The sequence below is a fragment of the uncultured Gimesia sp. genome (assembly GCF_963972345.1).
In the GTDB taxonomy this organism is placed as follows: Bacteria; Planctomycetota; Planctomycetia; order Planctomycetales; family Planctomycetaceae; genus Gimesia.
In genome coordinates, this window is record NZ_CAXAVM010000001.1 from 1 (window position 1) to 16,354 (window position 16,354).

8 protein-coding genes are annotated in these 16,354 nt (G+C 52.4%); 3 read left to right on the forward strand and 5 right to left on the reverse strand.

The genetic code is table 11. The annotated features are described in order from the left end of the window. The 5 genes from larC to AACZ40_RS00025 all read right to left on the reverse strand — a co-directional run. A partial coding sequence (larC, locus tag AACZ40_RS00005; RefSeq protein ID WP_339672573.1) for a nickel pincer cofactor biosynthesis protein LarC occupies nucleotides 1-1,063 on the reverse strand: 1,063 nt, incomplete at its 3' end. Nucleotides 1,064-1,361: 298 nt separating this feature from the next. Then, a complete protein-coding gene (locus AACZ40_RS00010; protein WP_291175353.1) occupies nucleotides 1,362-2,402 on the reverse strand; it encodes a terpene cyclase/mutase family protein in 1,041 nt (346 codons plus the stop codon). A gap of 35 nt (nucleotides 2,403-2,437) precedes the next feature. Then, nucleotides 2,438-6,490, reverse strand: coding sequence for a DUF4175 family protein (locus tag AACZ40_RS00015; protein ID WP_339672582.1), 4,053 nt, complete (start codon nucleotides 6,488-6,490; stop codon nucleotides 2,438-2,440). A gap of 186 nt (nucleotides 6,491-6,676) precedes the next feature. Continuing rightward, nucleotides 6,677-9,226, reverse strand: a complete 2,550-nt coding sequence (locus tag AACZ40_RS00020) for a hypothetical protein (RefSeq protein ID WP_291175343.1) — start codon at nucleotides 9,224-9,226, stop codon at nucleotides 6,677-6,679. Between the two features lie 36 nt (nucleotides 9,227-9,262). Beyond that, entirely contained in the window at nucleotides 9,263-11,533 is a 2,271-nt protein-coding gene (locus tag AACZ40_RS00025; protein ID WP_291175341.1) for a BatA domain-containing protein, read from the reverse strand. 269 nt (nucleotides 11,534-11,802) lie between these two features. Between AACZ40_RS00025 and AACZ40_RS00030 the strand changes: the two genes are divergently transcribed. Genes AACZ40_RS00030 through AACZ40_RS00040 form a run of 3 tightly spaced genes read left to right on the forward strand, consistent with a single transcriptional unit; the run spans nucleotide 11,803 to nucleotide 16,353 of the window. After that, on the forward strand, nucleotides 11,803-13,914 hold the full coding sequence (locus AACZ40_RS00030; protein WP_291175339.1) for an FAD-dependent oxidoreductase: 2,112 nt from the start codon (nucleotides 11,803-11,805) through the stop codon (nucleotides 13,912-13,914). Nucleotides 13,915-13,953: 39 nt separating this feature from the next. After that, nucleotides 13,954-15,501 carry a DUF1570 domain-containing protein gene (locus AACZ40_RS00035; protein ID WP_291175337.1) on the forward strand — a complete coding sequence of 516 codons (1,548 nt, stop codon included), beginning with the start codon at nucleotides 13,954-13,956 and terminating at the stop codon, nucleotides 15,499-15,501. 18 nt (nucleotides 15,502-15,519) lie between these two features. Next, nucleotides 15,520-16,353, forward strand: a complete 834-nt coding sequence (locus AACZ40_RS00040) for a sugar phosphate isomerase/epimerase (RefSeq protein ID WP_291175330.1) — start codon at nucleotides 15,520-15,522, stop codon at nucleotides 16,351-16,353. Nucleotide 16,354: the final 1 nt, after the last annotated feature.

A 16,354-nucleotide genomic window follows, 5' to 3' on the forward strand; every position in this document is an offset into this window, starting at 1 on the left:
CCGCTGCCAGCTGAGCACACGACTCATATTCCGGCGTAAAGACGGATTGATGACCGGCTGTGAGGGAGAGTTTGCCTGCGACTTCTCCCCAGACAGTTTTGACAGCGTGTGGCTGACGAGGGCGAATGCTGCGCTGCAGAACATGCCGTCTGATTCCCAGGGTTTCGGTTTCCTGAAACAGGATCGCTTCCAGTCGTTCCGCCTCGGCGGGTTGGCAGATGACGCTCAGCATGACCGCCGGTCGGTCTTTTTTCATCTGGATGGCAGCCGAATAAACGTCCAGGGCGCCGGCTTCCATCAGTTTCTGTTTGGTGTATCCAATCACTTCGGGAGTAATGTCATCCAGGTTGGTTTCCAGCAGCGTCACATAATCGGTATTGCTGGAAGTCACCAGCTCACCGACAAAAATCCGCAGCAGGTTTGCCCGTTCGGGAAAGTTTTTCGTGCCGGCACCGTAACCGATCTCTTCAATGGTCATCGCAGGCAGCATGGAAAATCGATCTACCAGCGTCGCGATGATGGCGGCTCCCGTTGGAGTCGTCAGTTCTGCCTGAATGGGAATGTCGGCCAGGGGAATCCCTTTCAGAATTTCCGCAGTCCCGGGTGCAGGCACCGTGCAGATTCCATGATCAATTTTAATCTGACCATAGCCGGTGGGCACGGGGCTGGAAATAATCTGATCCACGCCCAGCAGATCAAAGCCGATAGCGACGCCGACAATATCGACGATGGAATCGATGGCACCCACTTCGTGAAAGTGAACTTTATCGATGGTAGAACCGTGGACTTTGGCTTCCGCAGCAGCGATTGCCGAAAACAGTGAGAGTGACAGTTCATACTGCCGGGCTGTCAGACGATCTGACTGTTTGAGAATCTGGATGATGTCACTTAAGTGCCGATGGGCATGCTGCTCGGGATGTTCAATTTTGACCGCAGTCGCGTGGAAGCCTCCCTTCATCGTCGAAGAGAAGGTGAGTTTTACTCCAGGCAGTCCGAGCGAGTCGATGCCGGCACAAATCTGATCGGGGTCGACACCGGCGTCCACGAGAGCCGCCAGAGTCATATCACCACTAATTCCAGTAGAGCAATCTAAGTAAGCAATCCGCACAGTCGTGTATCCAGAGGGGTTAAAGTCGAGGACAATAGGTAAATTTCAGAAGCGAATTTTAAAGATAACCAGTGGGTTCACCAAGGTCAATTCGTGGGAGCCTTTGAATGAAGGAATGGAGTAACCCGTTTGTTGACAGGGAGATATCCAATAGTCGCACTGATCAGGAATACCTGGGTTCATCAGTTTTTCTGCGAATGTCTTCAGAAACATCTGTGAAACGAAATTTCTGCTTAATTCAAGTCCCCAGAACTTATCGCTGGTAGATGGGCAGATACTGGTATTCTACCGCCAGCGCGAGCACCGCCAGGGAAGTCGCGTAAACTTTCCCCGCCTGCTTTTCACTCCCTTTGGTGGCCAGCCAGCTGCCATCATGTTTCTGAGTTTCCAGCAGTTGCGGGACAATGGCATCCCGTGTTTTTTGCCAGTACTGGCCACCCATCTGAAACATGCCGACGCTGCAGTAATAAGCACCGTAAAAATAATAAAATTCGTCGGGATGCAATGGCTTCTGAATCAGATAGTCGCCCGCTTCCAGCGCATCACGGGTATGATGTTGACCACAGATTTCCAGCGCTAAAATTCCGGTTCCGGTGCGCGTTGCACTCGGGGCACCGCCGGGCTGGTAGGCAAAGCCCACATTATTACGTCCGCGACAGTTGCGGACATACGCGACCGCTTTGTCGATGTGATCTTTAGAAATATCACAGCCGATATTCTTGGCGGCCCGTAAAGCCAGCAACTGCCAGCCGGTCACACTCAGATCGCTGTCGGTACTGGTCTGCGTGTAACGCCAGCCCCCCGCGTTGCGTTTGTCCTTGTTGACATTCTGGGCAGAGACAATCAGTTTCACTGCCCGTTCCAGCACCTCTCTGCATTTTTTTTCTCGCTCACCTGTCAGCATGCCGGCGACTTCAGCCAGCATCAAGGTACTGATGCCATGGCTGTACATCGGCCCGTGACTTTTATGATGGACGACCAGGCCATTGTCAGCCTGATGTGCCAGAACCCAGTCGATCCCTTTATTGATCTGATCACCGTAGGGGCCTTCTTCGGGAACATAACCAGCGGCCATGAACGCCATGATTGCCAGTGAAGTGGCTGCCGTCGATTCGCCATAAGAATTGAAAGACCAGGCACCGGAAGGTTGTTGCGAGTTCGCAAGGAACTGCACCGCCCGTTGAATGCTGGCATCCAGTTGTTTCTTCTGTGCATCAAGCTCCTGACCGTGGCTGATATTGGCAGGCAGCAACAGGGAAATCAGCAGTATCGAGGTTGGGAACCAGCGAATCATAAATAACATCCCGGGGATCTGTCTGAGTAACAGGTTCAGTTACTGTCAGGTTTTGATTTGGAAATCGCTTCAAAATAATGTTTGATCAGTCGGGCATATTCCGGGTCTGTGCTTCTGCGCGAGCCTTGCAGGATCTCGGTATCCAGTTGGCCGGGAAGTTCACCCCAGTTGCGATCCGACATGGCTTGAAGTTTCGTTTTCAACTCGGAAAAATCCACGCTGGTCTGGGCACCCCCGCCTTCGCTTTCGCCCTGGCCTTTGCCTTGAGCCATATTTTTTGAAGCCGTCTGTGACTGTTGTCCTTTGCCGGGATCAGAACCCTGCTGTGCTTTTGATTTCAGTTCCGTCGCTGCCTGAGACAGCGACTCTGCAGCCCGTTTCAGTGACTCGGCAGCGGCCTGCGATTTCGAAGGTTTACCCTGTTGATCGGAATCTCCCTGCTGCTTGTTCGCGTTTTCCGCCATCTGCTCCTGTGACTGCGACTTGTCGCCGGCTTCTGAGTTCGCTTGGGCTTTGGCATCCCCCGATTCAGTCGCTTTCTCTTTTTGATCTGCCGGGCTGCCTTCTTGAGAGTTTTCTTTTGCTTCCCCGGGCGGTGACTGCTGTTTCTGGGCCATCGACTGATCAGACTGGTTTTTGAATTCGGGAGTCTGCTCCAGCTGTTTTTGTGCTTCGCGCAACTGTTGGGCAGCGTCCGTTACCTGGTTTCCGACTTTCTCAGGCACAGGAGATTCTTTCACTTTCTGTCTGCTGGCCTGCTGTGCCTGGCGGGCGGCGTCCTGCAGAGCCTGGGCGGCCTGTTTCGCCTGTTCGGCTGCCTGTGCCAGATTTTCTTCCTGCAGACTTTCGACCGTTTTCTCCATCGCCTGACCGGCAGATTCTGTTTTCTGGCGTGTCCGGTCTGCCTGCTGGCTCTCTTTTTTCAAGCTGACTGGATCGGTTTCCAGTTTTCGCGAGGTTTCAGACAATTGCTTTGATAATGCCTGGGTCTGTTGGGCGAGCGCCTGTTGTGTATTTTTTAAGGCTTGCTGTCGATTCGCTTCGGATGCAGATGCCTGTTCCATCTTGGCGGCCTGGGACTGTTGCAGGTTTGCCATACGCTCCGCCTGCTCCAGAAAGGCATCTCTCTCAGTGTTTTCCTGCTTCTGTTCTTTGTGAGCCTGCATGATTTCCTCAGCCACTTTCGAGGCACGATTGGCGGCCTGGCCGGCTTCGTGCAGACGACCTGCATTGGCAGCCTGTTGTGCCTTGATTGATTCTTCAGCCAGTTGCGTGGCTTTGCGGGTTGGCTCGGAATCAGGGCCGAACTGCTGTGCGGTTTCCAGCACGAAGTTGGTCGCAGCTTCCGCGAGTAACTGCTGCTGCCGTTGTAAATCAAGAACGGATTCCGCTTCTGCCGGCTCTGCTTTCGCCCGTGACGGTTCATTACTCATCCTGCTTTCGGCAGGTTGCGCTGCGGCCGCCGTAGCGGCATTCTGTGATGGTTCCGCGGCTGCAGGGGGCGCTTGTCCGGCAGGGGAAGCGCCCGGTGGAGTCGTGTTGTCTGCGGGTTGTGCAGGTTGATTTTCACCCTGCGCGGTCGCGGGAGGATTCGCTTCACGGGTTTGCTCTGCTGTCTGTGGTGCTGCCGGTCTGCCGGCGGCGACAGGAGCCTGTTCCTGGATTGCTTCGGCTACCTGGGTTTGCGGTTCCACCAGCTGAGAAGTCTGTCTGACCAGTGAATCCAGTTGTTTCATCTGATAGTTGCGGGCGGCATCAACCAGTTCAGGGCGACGTTCCAGTAACTGATCCAGGTCTTTTGCCAGGCGGGACTGACGATGTTTCAGTTCCGCCTGCTGATTGGCCAGTTCCTTCTCCATCTCGGGGGAACGCTGCTGGTGGGCTTCCTCTTTCTTCTGTTCCATTTTTGATTTTTCAGACGCAGCTTGTTTGCCGTCCGGGTTTTCCTGTAGTGGAGCAGCCTGCTGTTCTGATTGGGGCTTTGTCGATTCCAGTTTGTCGTTGAATGCCAGCAGATCGTTCGCCAGGTGATCCGTTTCTTCTGCCAGGCGGTTCAGGTTTAAAAGGTCGTTTTCCAGTTCGACAAGTTTGTCATACTGCTGCGCCAGTTGATCGAGTTTCTGTTCGGTCCCTTTCATGGCTTTGGGAACCGGTTTCAGGTCGCTTCGTGCCTGTTTGACATTTTCGGCATCCGCGGTCGCTTTGAGTGTGTCATGGTTTTTGACGAAATCAGTGCGTGCCACTTCCTGAGTCTGTTCTGCCAGTTTCTGATACAGGGGGAGCTGCAGTAATTCATTGGCCAGGTTTTCCAGTTTTTGAGCCAGCTTGCGTTCCTGTTTACTCAGTTCCTGCAACTGATCCTGATCTGCGGCCTTTAAGGCTTCTTTTTCTTTGACCTGATTCAGTTCCGCAATTTTCTGGTCAACTTGATCTTTGTGTTCTTTGAATTCCTGCTGGATCTTCTGCAGCTCATCCCGCAGTTTCTGCTGACGGGAGACAACTCCCGCTGATACCTGCTGGTCTGCATTCTTATCAATGCCAAAGACGCGGGGAGTGGTCCAGACGACATTCGGCTCCGGAATTTCTCGATTGTCGGCTGCCCGGATGCGATAGGTAAAAATATCCGCCTGCTGCGCACCCAGCCCTTCCAGGTCGATTTTAAACTCGTGTTCGACAGCAGGTTTCCCCAGCAACGGGGCGGGTACCTTCAGCACTGTCACTTTGTCATCCAGTTTCTGAACGTGAAGTTCGAGTTCGGCGACAGAAAAATCATCCAGAACCTTCACGGGCACCGTTAAACCATCAGTGGGTTTGATGAATTCCGGTTGATTGTAAAGGGAAAGTTCAATTTCCGGAGCCCGGTCCGGAATGACTTTGACCAGATGCTCCGAGGTCTGGGTTTTGAGTTTACCCTGCAGGCTTTCGAGTGTGAGGTGAAACAAAAAGCTGCTTTTGTGTACGGGTAACTCCAACTCCGCCGACAACTGGTCCTCACTGAGTGTGAATGCCTTCTGTTCCACGGGGGGCCGTTCTTCTTGACCGGTAGCGTAACGCTGAGACTCGAGTGTGACGGCAGTGACGGGACGATCAAATTGCAGTTTGAAACTGAGCAGACTCTGTTCGATCACACGGAGTTCGCTGGGAATGACCTTCAGTTGCTCGGTTGGTTTCTGAGTATAGCCGGGAGACTTGACTGTCAGCAGTGTATCGGTGATGGAGGGGGGCTCGGCAATTTCAATCGTATAGTGTTTCGAGCGACTGCGGTCGGAGGAAATCGTATACTGGAAGCCGCTGAGAAGTCGTGGAAACTGAGTCAGGTAGAAACCGGTTTCCTGGTCGAGGTCCATACGGCGGGAGTTTTCTTTGCCGGCGCTATCTTTCCACTCAATCCAGACGTCGTTGATCTTTCCCGGTGTTTTGGTATGCCAGCGCGGTTCTGCCACAATTTTCAAATCCGTTCCCCGGGCGACGGTTTCATCGCCGGGCTGGACATCGAAATAGAGAGAGCTTACGGTCGCGAAGTTGCCCCAGGGGATCACACTGCGGGAGAGCAGCAGGCGATAGGCGTCAGGCCAGAACAGCAGGGGAGTAATAAAAATCAGAATCGCGATACCGGCGCTCATGATGAATCTCATGGCGCGATCAGAGGGAACGGAATCGGTAATATTAAACGTGGTCAGGGAAGCGATCGTTTCACGAGCCAGTCGTTCGCGCATGATCACGGAGCTGGTTTCATTCTGAGCAGAAGCCAGTTCGAGTACCGAAGTCAGTCGTTCATTGAGTGAGGATTGTGACTCTTCGACAATGGCAGCCAGTTCGACAGGAGTGCGTTTTTGTATGACTCGGCGCAGAATACCAAACCAGAGGCAACCCGTCAGCACTGCCAGTGAGATCGAACTCATGATGATGCGGGCGGTGGAATCGAGTGAAAACAGAAAGTCGATGCTGATCTGCAGCGTTATCAGGCAGACCAGTACCAGAATGACCAGGCCCAGACCACGTAACAGCGCCAGAGAACGAATGCGTCGATCAAGCTGGTTCAGCTGCCGTTTCAGTTCGTTCACAAATTGATCTAACTGCCCATCCATAGTTTATCTCAGCAGGAAGTGATTGTGGAGTCTGTTTCAGTGAGCACTTGAGGGAACACTGGTCCGAGCTGGTTCCCGGTCAGGGAACTTGTATCGCGCAGACCGCACCCGCATTTATTGTAACAAGATTTGGGATGAAATAGGGATGAAAAAACGAATTCGAGTCCAAAAAGCTGCCAAGCTGGTTCAAGGTAAGCCGTTCAGTTTACGGAGAGCCCATTCCACGGTCAGGATACCCATGATCAGAATCAGGAAAAACCAGTGGTCCCAGACCGAAACTTCGTCCTGTTTTGTCGTTTCCTGTTTGAGGGACGGGAGTAATTCCATGAGTTCATTGATGGTCTGCGGCATCAGCAGTTTTCCCCCGCTTGACTCTGCCATTTCTGTCAATAGTTGTGGATTCGAAGTCAGGTTACCCAGTTCGATGGTTTTGATTGGATTGACAAACAGGGGGGTGGTGATGTCCTTTGCACCTGCGATGGGTGGCGTCGTCTGCAGTTTCAGCTGGTATTCCCCCGCGGGCAGGGCAGGCAGATTTGCTTCCTGCAGCAGGGGTTGATTTTTTTGATTCAACAGATCGAGTGAAGCAATCATCTTGTCTGGTTCAGACGCTTTGAAAATCGAGACCGTGGATTTGACTTCGGGAAACTGGTCTCGGTATTCCTGGGTCCAGCGGGCGCGGGCTGTGGTGATCTCACCTGCATCAATGTCCGTTTTGCTTAAGCTGAATTTTACAAATTCGTTTCCAGCCGACGCTTTATTCTTGGCCGCCCAGCGCGCCAGTTGTCCCCAGAAGCGGTGGTGGTAGCGATCGCCCACGCGAAACCGCCAGCGCCAGGTGCTGTCGATGCCCACCCAGATAACCTGTCCGGAACCGTACTGACGATGAATGATCACCCCGTCCGTTTTTTCATTGGGGGGTGCATTGAATGGAGAGACGCCGTAAGCGAGTACGGTCGCACCTGGTTTCAGTTCTCCCTGCAGAAACCAGAGATGTCCCGGCAGTTCCTTCCAGATATCTCGATTGATTTCGGCATTGGCGTCGAACTGCAGCAGCGGTTCGGCTTCGCCTTCCGGCGTCAGGCGCAGCCGCATACCCCGCTCGCCGGGGGGGACTTTGAAATTTGCCTGATTCCAGTCAATCACCTGAGGAGTTTTCACTGGCAGCAGCTCATTCAGCGTGGGAGAGTGATGTTCCAGGGGCATATATTTTTTCCCCGCCAGCAGGACCAGTGTCCCCCCCTGATCGCCGACGAAGGTCTGGATATGTTTCCAGTTTTTTTCTTCCAGATGAGCCGGAGAGACATCTCCGATGATAATCAGATCCTGATCGGCGAAGGGCTGAGCGCGGTCATCCGGTTCCGCATTTTTGTCTTGCACAGGAACATTAATCTTAAGCTGGGTGGGAAAAAAGGGTTGAGGCAGTAGCCCCATATAGGGTTGTTCGAACAAAACCTGCTCCAGCGCGATACGTTTATCCCGCTCCAGTGCATGATGCAGGAACCGGTATTCCCAGCGCGCGGTTTCCTCAACGAGCAGTACATGCGATTTATCATCCACGATGTTGATGGCAAAGTCTTTGTTATTATTGTCCTCCCGCGTTTCTCCCGGCAGAACTTCCGTTTCCAGAGTGTATTCCTGCCGCCCGAGCTTGCCGGAATCCAGTTCAAATTCCAGCAGTTTACTGACTCCCTGCGGTGTAAAACGTTTTACCGCCAGTTCCTGATCCCCCTGTTTCAGGATGACACTGATTTCCTGTCCGTCAAATCCATTGGCTGCAATACGTGCCTTCAGTAAGGGGCGGTCGTCTTTGAATGCCGTCTGCGGGTAGTCCAGGTCAGCAATGGAAATGTCTTTCGGCTGGTAGTTTGTACCCAGCATCACCGGATAGATGGGAACTTTCATCTGCCCGAGTTGTGCCGCCATCGTTACGGGATTCAACTGACTGTTGTCCCGGCCATCGGTCAGCAGGATGTAACCGGAGATCGGCGCTTCGCCTGTTTCAGCACTACTGCCTGTATTTTTTAGTGCCTGTGTCAGATTAGAAAGTTCCATCCGCACCTGATCGGGAACTTCACTCAGTGACTTTTCCAGTGTTGTTTTTTCGGTGGTGACAGCATCACCGGCAAACAGGACAAGATCCACCTGGCCGCGTTCCTGGAGCTTTTCCAGAATCGGATTGGCAGGGTTCAACAGCAGCTTTTGTGCAATCTGTTTGCGGGACAGCTGATCAATGTCGGCAAAGATCGCCGCCAGATTCTCTTTGCGGCTGGCCGCCAGTTCTTCCCGCTTTTCGGGGTTGGCGGTTTCATCCTCGTCGACCCACGGCGGTTCTTCGTCGGCAGCGTAGGCGGCTTCCCAGCGATCCAGGCGGCTGTCGACCTGTTCATTGCCGATCATTTTCAATGCGCGGGCCAGCCTCAGCTTTTCCAGATCACTGGCATGACGATCCTGGGTGTTCATGCTGTCAGACACATCCACGGCGACAATCAGCCGCCCGGTCTTATTCACATTAAACGACCAGGTCAGCACGGGTTCCAGAAAGGTGAGCAGGATCAGAATCAGTGCTGCGATTCGCAGTGTGATGAGGATGTTGCCGATTGAAGAAGAGACCAGGCGACGTTCGTAGCGAAACAGCATTACGATGGAGACGAGCGCCGCCACAACGGCACAGACGCTGAAAATCGTCCATCCGCTCCATTCAAAGCCGTTAAACTGGAAGTGCCTTTCAATCATTACAATCCGTCATCTCTCTGTCTAAGATTAACTGCATCAGGTTTCGCTCTGCTCGGGAAGTGTCGAATGGCCTCCTTGCACCAGTCGCCTGGTCAGGAACATTTCACCCACCATCAGCAGCAGAAATATCAGTAACAGAACTCGCCAGAATTCAGTTTCCGAGACATCAGAGAACATGGCCTGCTTCAATTCATCGAGTGTCTTGAAAAAAGTCAGCTGCGATTCTTCTGAGAGCGTTTTCTGTTGTGCTTCACTGAGTGGCGTCAGGTTGGATTCACTGCGGTCGAAGTTGACAACAAAACGATCCGGTTTGAGGTCAGCCTGCACACCTGGTTTTGGAGACAGGCTGTAGACGCCGGGCAGGGATGTATTCTGAGATTGAAACGTGGCAGCATTAGCAGCGGGATCTGCTTCGATCGTGCCGGTCAGCGGTTTGCCGTTGGGGTCGAGAAATTCAATCTGTTCCACCGTGGTTTTAGCAGGGACAGGAACCACTATCGGTTCGTCTGTCTGCAGGTTTCGAAACACTCGACCTGATGAAAGTTCAAAAACTGCTTCATGGAGAAAGGGGACGTAATCGGGTTTCGCCGGCAGATTGTTCCAGTCCGCATCGAGTGATGAAGTCAGCAGCAGTACACGCCCCCGTTCATGATTCATCATCAGCATGAAGGGAGAATTATTACTTAAACTCGCCAGTTCCACTGGTGTGGCTGCTGCTTTCTGCCGGTTTTTCTCATCTTGTTTCTCCTCTTCAGGCTGGTCGGATTGAGTGATGGCTGAGGTATCCCACCAGTCACTGAACCGTGCCGCCGTCAGACCATTGGCATATTCTCCGCGAAAGCGGTTCAACCACGGGCTCTGCAGGCTGTCAGCACGAATCTGTATCAGATTGCCGAATTCGGCTCCCGGATTGGACTCCCTTGATTTCAGTTCTACCGGGATCAGGGCTTTGTCGTGGAACAGCAGTCGCTGATAATCGTCCGCGTTGATCTGATCACCCAGCGCGATTAAGACGCCACCCCCCTGGTGATTGACAAAATCGATGAGAGCTCCCGCCTGTGTTTCCGAAAGTGTGTCGACATTCGCCAGCACGACGACGGCCTGGTTTTTCAGAATGTCCGCGTTCAACTGAGTCTTTTCAATGACCGTCGTCTGAATCCAGGGTGTCCGGTTGGCGGGCGCCATCAATGCGAGATTGGCGAAAAAAACTTCGCTGCGTGTCGCATCAAAACTGGGTGTGCCATCCACCAGCAGCACGGGTAAGGCGCTGGTAACATGCAGGGCAGCATCGGAGCGATCATCTCCGGGCAACTGATCGGCGTCGATGACGATGCTCACAACGTGTGTCCCTTCATCTTCGAAGCGATGCTCAAATTCGACGGCGGTCTCGCCATGATTTTCGATTTTTACGGATTGTGTTTTTTCCGGCAGCTGCTGTCCATCCACTTCAAAATAGACCGGGCAGATCAGATTCTCTTCCGGGCCGTCATAACGCACAGTGGTCGAAATTCGGACCGGAAGGTTTTTGACGCAGACCTCGCGAGAAACCGACAGCTGTTCTACTTTTCGATTGGTGAGCAGTCCTTCGTTTTTTTCACCCGCGACATTGGTCGCCCACAGATCGACGGGAACTGCAGACTGCTGCAACAGATCATTGACCTGCGCCCACAAAATCGAATCTTCGGGAGACCAGCAAAAGGCCTGGTCGTCAGTAAGTACGATGATTTCGCGTTCCAGGTTCGATGTTTTACTGAGCGTCTGAATGGCTTTGGAAATGGAATTTGCCAGATTGGATGAACCGGCGGGAGGTGGCAGTTGATTTAATTTCTCACGGACCACATCAAACTGGGAAGTCGGAGACTCGGTAATCAATCGGGGCTGGTCGCGGGCATCAATGAGGGTGATGGTATCGCCGGAATTTAATTCTTCCATAAAGCGGTGCACCCACTGGATGGCCGCGGCATGCGGTGTTTCGGCTTCGCCTTCCCAGCCCATACTGTAGGATCCATCGATCACGAAGACGACATCTCTGGATTGCGTGGAAATAAATTTCGATAGAAAACCGCCGGATACCCAGGGGCGGGATAAGGCGAGGGCAATCAAGGCAATCAACAGCATCCGCATTGCCAGCAGCAACCAGCCTTCCAGACGAATTCGACGACGTGTCCGCCGCCCCAGTTCCAGAAACTGCATCGCCCCCCATTGCACGACATCGTATTTTTTTCGACTGAGCAAGTGCACGAGCACGGGCAGTGAGATTCCCAGTAAACCGAGCAGCATCATCGGATTAAGGAAATCAAAGCTCATGTCAGCCTGCTGGGGATTGGAATGGGTTGGGAACAGCGCACTGGGATGGTTTCGTAATTGAGACGGTTACCATTATATGATGAAATCGTCCTAAATGGTATTGTTCACATAATTAACAGTTTAAGTCAGATATAAATACAGATTTTCAGCAACCCGGTTTAGATATTCCGGCGTAGTGATTATGATGGACGAAACGGGCCTGTGTAAACATGTCTGCTTCTTAATTAATATTGATGAGAACATACCAGTTGAGTGAGAAGGTCTTCTGCATGCTTGCTGTTTCTACGAAAATTATCCGTTTTACGTTAATTCTGATTCTCGGGTTGGGATTTTTAAATCTCGCTGTGGCGCAGGAAATCAAACCTGAGCAGCTCAAATCCCGTTATGACGTGGTCGTGTACGGCGGAACTTCCGGTGGCATTGCAGCCGCAATTCAGGCAGATCGGATGGGAAAAAGTGTACTGCTGATCGAACCGGGAACCCATCTGGGTGGTCTTTCCTCGGGGGGCTTAGGTGCCACAGATATCGGTAACAAAGCGGCTATCGGCGGTATTGCCCGTGAGTTTTATGGTCGTCTGGGCGATTATTACAGCCAGGAATCTTCCTGGGAGTATCAGAAACAGGACGAATACAAAAGTCGCCGCAGCAAAGGGGCCGAGTCAGAGATGTGGACTTTCGAGCCGCATGTCGCTGAAGCGACGTTTGAAAAAATGCTCAGCGAACAGGCGATTCCCGTTCTGAAGCAACAGCGTCTGGATCTGAAGCAGGGTGTGAAGAAAGAGCAGGCTCGTATCGCTTCGATTAAAATGGAGAGTGGACTCGTTATTTCGGGGAATGTTTTTATCGACGCCACATATGAAGGGGACCTGATGGCGGTTGCCGGTGTCTCTTACCATGTGGGGCGTGAATCCAACGACACTTATGGTGAATCATTGAATGGAATTCAGACCCGGAATGCAGTCTTCCATCAGTTCATCAAGCCGGTAGATCCGTATGTCGTACCCGGCGATCCCCAAAGTGGACTGCTCCCAGGCGTACAACAGGAAGGACCGGGGGGCAAAGACGGTGACGGCGATCATCGCGTGCAGGCCTACTGTTTTCGGATGTGTACAACAGATGTTCCCGAAAATCAGCGGGAATGGGTGAAACCCGAAAATTATGATCCCCTGCGTTATGAACTGCTGTTAAGAAACTTTGAGGCCGGCGATCTGCGTGTGCCCTGGAACCCGGTACTGATGCCGAATCGCAAGACCGATACGAATAATAATTTTGCCATCTCCACTGATAATATCGGGATGAACTATGAATACCCCGACGCCGACTATCAAAAACGGGAACAGATCATTCAGGAGCATCTCACCTATCAGCAGGGATTAATGTGGACGCTGGCAAACGATCCGCGTGTACCCGCTGAAGTGCGAAAGCAGTTTCAGACCTGGAAACCGACCAAAGATGAATTTCAGGATAGGGCAGGCTGGCCATTCCAGTTGTACATTCGCGAAGCCCGCCGACTGATCTCTGAATACGTAATGACAGAAAAGAACTGCATGTCGGAACTGGTCGCGGAAGACAGCGTGGGCCTGGGTGCCTATACCATGGATTCGCACAATCAGCAGCGGTATGCGGTCAATGGAAAAACCTTGAACGAAGGTGATGTGCAGGTCGGTGTGCCTAACCCCTATCCCATTTCTTATCGTTCGATTCGTCCCAAAAAAGAAGAATGTGAGAATCTGCTCATTCCCGTTGCGATGGCGGCTTCGCATATCGCCTATGGTTCGATTCGTATGGAACCGGTCTTCATGGTACTGGGGCAGTCAGCCGCGACTGCCGCTTGCCAGTCGATTGATGCCGGACAGGCGGTTCAGGATATTGATTACACACAACTGAGAAAAAAATTAATCGCGGACAAACAGGTACTCGTCTGGGACGGGCCCCGCCGGGAACCACCAATTCGAGTGCGTAGTTTATCGGGAATTGTCGTCGATGATCGCGATGCCCGGAGCAGCCTGGGCTGGAAAACCAGTTCCGCCAGTTCTCCTTACGTGGGCCAGGGCTATCAGCATGATGGAGATACGGAAAAAGGGGAGCGGGAGATTTCCTTCACGGCAGATATTCCGCAGACGGGTCTGTATGAAGTGCGCGTCTATTATTCTCCCGGCTCCAATCGTTCGATTAATACACCCTATATTGTGACCAGTTCTACAGGCACCAAAGAGATCGTGGTCAATCAGAAGCAGCAACCCAATCACGGAAAATACCATCTGCTGGGACGGTTTCCATTCGAGCAGGGGAAGCGGGAAGTGCTGCGCATTACCAATCAGGGCACGAAAGGGCACGTCGTTGTCGATGCGCTGCAACTCGTTCCCGTGAAGTCAGATTGAACTCAAACCAGAATCGAATCAGAAAACACAAGGTGCCCTATGAATCAAACAATTGCCAGGCTGTTTCTCAGCCTGTTTGTAATCGCTGTTTCACTTCCGATCGGCAACTCAACTCTGCAGGCCGATATTTTTACCTACGTCGACGAGTCGGGTGAAACCGTCACCCTGGAAGCATCGTTGTATGGTTCCGGGAAACGGCGCGGCGAGATGTTGCATGGTCTGTTGAAACCAGACGGTTCGATCGTGCTGGTTCCCCAGGGAAAAATCAAAAAACGGGAACTCAAGGCGGCACCGAAACCGCTGACGGTCGAGCAGATGTCTGAAGACCTCACGCAAAAATTCGGCAAAGAAAAATTCCGTTTTCATCTGGAGAGCCCGTTTCTGGTGGGTGTGGTACTGGCGGCACCCCTGGATGGTTCGGATCGTACGGAACTTCGTGTCAAAACGTTCCTGGAAAAAGCGGGACGTTTCATGCAGAACGTGGATGTCATATTTGAAACCTACTCCCGGAAAATGGGAATCGAACTGGCTGAATATGAATTTCCCATGGCCATGTTGATTTTCGAGTCGGACGCTGATTTCGAAGCGTTTGGAAAAGAGACCGCAGGGCTGGGGGATGGTGCCGAAAATATTCTGGCCTACTACTCTCATGTGTCCAACAACCTGATACTCAGAATGAGTGAATGCAGTTCGTTTGAAACGCCTCTGCACGAAGCGATTCACCTGCAGACCACCAATCGTGGCCTCGTCAAACGTTTTGCTCCGGTTCCGACCTGGTTCATGGAAGGCATCGCCACCGGTTTTGAAGGAAAAGGAGACCGGATCAATGTCAGTCCGGACCGGATCAATACCCACTATGCATTGATGTCGGGTATCGCCAAGCTGCTGAACTGGGGCGAAGTGGTGGCTCTGGATGGTGTCTTCAGTGGAAGTATTCTTTCCGGCGACGCCTATGTCCATGCCTGGGGGCTGCACTGGATGCTCGTGACAGAACATCCGACGGAATATCTCAAATATGTACAAAATCTGTCCACCAAAGAGCCCTTTGCCGAAATATCTCCCAAAGAACAGTACGAAGAATTTGTTGAAATCCTCAAAGTGCGCCCTGAGGAACTGCAACTGAAGTTCAAAGTACAATTAATCCAGGCGATACTGGAGTCTAAGCTGAAATTGCCGCCACTGGACGATAAGTATGTGCATCTGGAAAAACATAAACAGGAAATGGCCATTGTGAAAATGTCAGCCACCTCGTATTCTCCCTCACTGCCGCCCCGGATTGAGGGCTGGCTGCAGAATATCTCTCCCTTTCGTCCCATGACGTTCCATATCACAGTACTGACCGATGCCGGGACTTATGCAGAATGGTATCTGCCAGAAGTAGGGATTCGCAGAAAAATAAAACTGAAACCTCAGAATGCCAGCAAGATCATGCGGGGCGCGACAGGCGGCAAATGGCGTACCTATCATGTCGAAGTGGAGTCTGCCTATCCGGGCAGTGAAACGGCTCAGGCCTGGGCCGCCGGTAAGTTGCCGATTCCGGAAGTTCCGCGCCGCGTTCAGGTGGATCCTTCCGGTACAGGTCAATAACCAGTTAAAGGATACTCGATGAAGCTTTCACTTTCGGTGCGGATCGCTGAAGCAGCCTGTAAGACAAAATTAAATATCCCCTTTCCCCAGGTCGCAGAAATTGCTGCTGACACAGGTTATGCGGCCCTTTGTATGCGGGCCAGTGTTGTTGGCGTGCATAGTACTCAAGCTGAACTGGAAGAGGTTCGTAGCATCGTGGATCAGGCCGGTCTTGTCATTTCGATGGTAACCGCTGATTTGAATATTCCTCAGAACAATAATGACGCGCCCCAGGCTTTGCGTCAGATTGAACCCTCGCTGCATGTGGCTGAAGTGCTGGGAAGTCAGATGGTGCGGGTCTGTCTGAAAACCGAAGAGGACATCCCTTACGCGCGACAGGCCTGTGACCTGGCAGCCGAGCGGGGAATTCAACTTGTGCATCAGTTTCATCCCGCCTGCCTGTTTGAAGAACTGGGTAAATCAATTGAGGTCCTGCAGCAGATAGACCGACCCAACTTCGGGTTGATCTATGAACCGGCGAGCCTGCTGATGTGTGGCCAGGATTATGGTATTGAGGCAATACGAACGATCCAGCCCTGGCTCAGAAATGCGTACGTTCAGAATCTTGTGATTACCGCTGAGGGGCCAGATCACCTGGAGACCTGGTGTCTGGGAGAACGGCCGTTTCGATTACTGCCTTACTGGGATGAGTCCGGACAGGGGATTGATTTTGCAGAAGTCTTTAGCGGGCTGAAAGCAGTCGATTATCAGGGATTTATGACGATCCATCAGGCGGAAGGCATCGTGACAGCCGATGACGCCCGCGCGTATTCCAGACGATGCAGTGAGTGGATTGATTCTTTTTCATCATAAC

Excerpts from the sequence above, each read along its gene's own strand:
- AACZ40_RS00040 (WP_291175330.1), top strand. The coding sequence starts at position 15,520 with ATGAAGCTTTCACTTTCGGTGCGGATCGCTGAAGCAGCCTGTAAGACA.
- AACZ40_RS00030 (WP_291175339.1), top strand. The coding sequence starts at position 11,803 with ATGCTTGCTGTTTCTACGAAAATTATCCGTTTTACGTTAATTCTGATT.
- AACZ40_RS00020 (WP_291175343.1), bottom strand. The coding sequence starts at position 9,226 with ATGATTGAAAGGCACTTCCAGTTTAACGGCTTTGAATGGAGCGGATGG.
- AACZ40_RS00010 (WP_291175353.1), bottom strand. The coding sequence starts at position 2,402 with ATGATTCGCTGGTTCCCAACCTCGATACTGCTGATTTCCCTGTTGCTG.
- AACZ40_RS00015 (WP_339672582.1), bottom strand. The coding sequence starts at position 6,490 with ATGGATGGGCAGTTAGATCAATTTGTGAACGAACTGAAACGGCAGCTG.
- AACZ40_RS00035 (WP_291175337.1), top strand. The coding sequence starts at position 13,954 with ATGAATCAAACAATTGCCAGGCTGTTTCTCAGCCTGTTTGTAATCGCT.
- AACZ40_RS00025 (WP_291175341.1), bottom strand. The coding sequence starts at position 11,533 with ATGAGCTTTGATTTCCTTAATCCGATGATGCTGCTCGGTTTACTGGGA.